General features: G+C 36.7%; 3 protein-coding genes and 1 tRNA gene. 2 read left to right on the top strand and 2 right to left on the bottom strand.

Annotated features, from left to right (window positions below; all coding sequences use genetic code 11):
- Nucleotide 1: 1 nt before the first annotated feature.
- Nucleotides 2-73: transfer RNA gene (locus tag K4Z77_RS09705), tRNA-Glu, on the bottom strand.
- 49 nt (nt 74-122) lie between these two features.
- Nucleotides 123-1,490 carry a 23S rRNA (uracil(1939)-C(5))-methyltransferase RlmD gene (rlmD, locus tag K4Z77_RS09700; protein WP_224219182.1) on the bottom strand — a complete coding sequence of 456 codons (1,368 nt, stop codon included), beginning with the start codon at nt 1,488-1,490 and terminating at the stop codon, nt 123-125.
- A gap of 37 nt (nt 1,491-1,527) precedes the next feature.
- Here rlmD and recX point away from each other — a divergent pair, with 37 nt between their 5' ends.
- On the top strand, nt 1,528-2,304 hold the full coding sequence (gene recX, locus K4Z77_RS09695) for a recombination regulator RecX (protein ID WP_224219181.1): 777 nt from the start codon (nt 1,528-1,530) through the stop codon (nt 2,302-2,304).
- Between the two features lie 88 nt (nt 2,305-2,392).
- Nucleotides 2,393-2,926, top strand: coding sequence for a nucleoside tri-diphosphate phosphatase (gene ntdP, locus K4Z77_RS09690; protein WP_000775316.1), 534 nt, complete (start codon nt 2,393-2,395; stop codon nt 2,924-2,926).
- Nucleotides 2,927-3,061 lie beyond the last annotated feature (135 nt).

The following is a 3,061-nucleotide window of genomic DNA, read 5'->3' as shown; positions in this document are numbered from 1 at the left end:
ATAGTCCGTACGGGATTCGAACCCGTGTTACCGCCGTGAAAAGGCGGTGTCTTAACCCCTTGACCAACGGACCAGAGTTGTTATTTTCAACTCTTACTATTATACCGACTTTTTATTTTTTGTCAACTACTTTTTTCAACTTTTTTTATTAATTTTACAACAGCTTCCGTTCGAGCTGTATGCGGGAACATATCGACCGACTGGATATAATGAAGATCATAGACTTCTACTAAGCGTACCAAATCACGAGCCAAGGTCGAAACATTACAAGAAATATAAACTATTTTTTCTGGTACATAAGTAAGAATAGTATCTAATAACTTATCATCCAGACCTGTACGTGGTGGGTCCACAATCAGAGCATCTGCTCGGTAGCCTTCCTTGTACCAACGAGGAATAATCTCTTCTGCTGTTCCAGCTTCATAATGCGTATTGTCAAATCCCATTCTTTTAGCATTTCGCTTGGCATCTTCAATAGCTTCTGGAATAATATCCATACCTCTGAGTGTTTTTACTTTCTTTGCAAAGGCAAATCCAATCGTTCCAACTCCACAATAAGCGTCAATCAAATGGTCTTCTTTAGTAACATCCAAGGCTTTTACCGCCTCGTTATAAAGAACTTCTGTTTGTTCAGGATTTAGTTGATAGAACGCTCGAGGAGATAGTGAAAATTCATAATCGAGTACACCTTCTTGAATACTCTCTTCTCCCCAGATAATCTCTGTCTTTTCACCATAAATCTCACTGGTTTTAGCTGTATTTGTATTAACAGCTACTGTCACAACCTCTGGAAAATCTTTAATTAAATCATTTACTAGTTGGGTTAAATTAAGCTGACGATTTGTAACAATAATAATCTGAACCTGTCCAGTCTTTCTTGCTCGTCGAACCATTATAGTTCTAACACCTAGAACTTTTCTCTCATCCGTGATTGGAATCTGGTGATAAGTAAGTAATTCTGCCAAGCGATTAGCAATCACTTGGGTTTCCTTATCTTGTACCAGGCAGTCTTTCAACTCTACTAAATAGTGAGAGTTTTGTGCATATAAACCCGCCTTGACCTGATTCTTAAATTTTCGAGTCTGAAATTGTAACTTAGCACGGTAATATTTTGGTTCCTGCATTCCAATCGTCGGGCGGATTTCATAATTTTCATATCCTGCAGGGGCAAATTTTTTCAGCGCTTGATAAAGCAAGTCCGTCTTGAACTCCAGCTGCTTATCATAATGCAGGTGCATGATTTGGCAGCCTCCGCACTCATTGTAAATAGTACAAGCCGGCACAACTCGAAATTTAGACTTCTTGTTTACCTTTAGTAATTTTGCTTCAACAAAGTTACGTTTAATAGAAGTAATCTGACAATAGATATCTTCTCCTTTGAGAGCACCCGGCACAAAGACTAAGGTTTTTTGATAAAAGCCGATTCCCTCACCATTAATTCCCATGCGCTTGATTTTTAATGGTATTTTTTGTTTCACTTTCAGATTCATACCCCTATCTTATCACATTTTGAGTTATAATAGAACTATGAAAATCACAAAACTTGAAAAGAAAAAAAGACTTTATCTGATGGAGCTTGATAATGGCGACAAAAGCTACATTACTGAAGATACTATTGTTCGTTTTATGTTATCGAGAGATAAGGTGATAAGCGAAGAAGAATTGAAAGAGATTCAGGACTTTGCTCAATTTTCTTATGGTAAGAATCTGGCCCTCTACCACCTATCCTTTAAAGCTCGCACTGAAAAAGAGGTTAGAGAATATCTGAAAAAATACGATATTAATGAAAACATCGTTTCTCAAGTTATTGCTAATCTTAAAGAAGATAAGTGGATTAATGACAGCCAGTACGCTTATGCTATCATCAATGCCAATCAACTTTCAGGTGATAAGGGGCCTTATGTATTGACTCAGAAATTAGCACAAAAAGGAATTTCAAAATCCACTATAGAAGAGATACTGAAAGAATTTGATTTTTCGGAAGTTGCTCAACGTGTAGCCAATAAACTATTGAAAAAATATGAAGGAAAACTTCCAGCTCGTGCCTTGCAAGAAAAGATTATCCAAAACTTGACCAACAAGGGCTTCTCATACTCTGAAGCTAAAAGTGCCTTTGACGACTTGGATAGTCAAGTTGATGGAGAAACAACTCAGGAACTCATCTTCAAGGAACTTGACAAGCAATATGCTAAGTATACTCGCAAATATGAAGGATACGAACTTAAACAGCGTTTAACCCAAGTTTTAGCACGAAAGGGCTACGATTTTTCGGATATAGCAAGCGCTCTCAGAGAATATCTTTAATATTTTCATGTAAAATTCACAGATTTTAGGCAATTTTATGGTACAATAATAAATGATAAACTTATAAATTGTAGAAAGTTGGTTAGTTATGAAGCTTCCAAAAGAAGGCGACTTTATTACAATTCAAAGTTATAAGCATGATGGGAGTCTCCACCGAACTTGGCGAGACACCATGGTACTAAAAACAACAGAAAACGCCATTATTGGTGTCAACGATCATACACTTGTTACCGAAAGTGATGGTCGTCGTTGGGTCACTCGAGAACCGGCTATTGTTTACTTTCACAAGAAATATTGGTTTAATATCATTGCCATGATTCGTGATAATGGAATTTCCTACTATTGCAATATGGCTAGCCCCTACTATCTGGATGAAGAAGCACTGAAGTATATTGATTACGATTTGGATGTTAAAATTTTTACAGATGGGGAAAAACGTCTCTTGGACGTTGAGGAGTATGAGCGTCACAAACGCAAAATGAATTATTCTGATGACTTGGACTATATTTTAAAAGAACATGTCAAAATTCTTGTTGATTGGATTAATAATGGACGTGGTCCTTTCTCAGAAGCCTATGTAAACATTTGGTACAAGCGCTATGTAGAACTAAAGAATCGGTAAAGTTGTCAAACTAGGGTGAAAGCCCAATGTCATTAAGTTAGTGATCTAACTACTTGAATAGGAGGTGTGATTGAGATCATCAAAGTGATTCTCTATCCTATCTTCTATTTTTTTGCATAACAAATAAAGGTTTTT

The sequence above is a fragment of the Streptococcus mitis subsp. hohhotensis genome (genome assembly GCF_020089495.2).
Classification (GTDB): Bacteria; Bacillota; Bacilli; order Lactobacillales; family Streptococcaceae; genus Streptococcus; species Streptococcus hohhotensis.
Note: the sequence above shows the minus strand (reverse complement) of the source record. Positions and strands in the feature narration are given on the sequence as shown.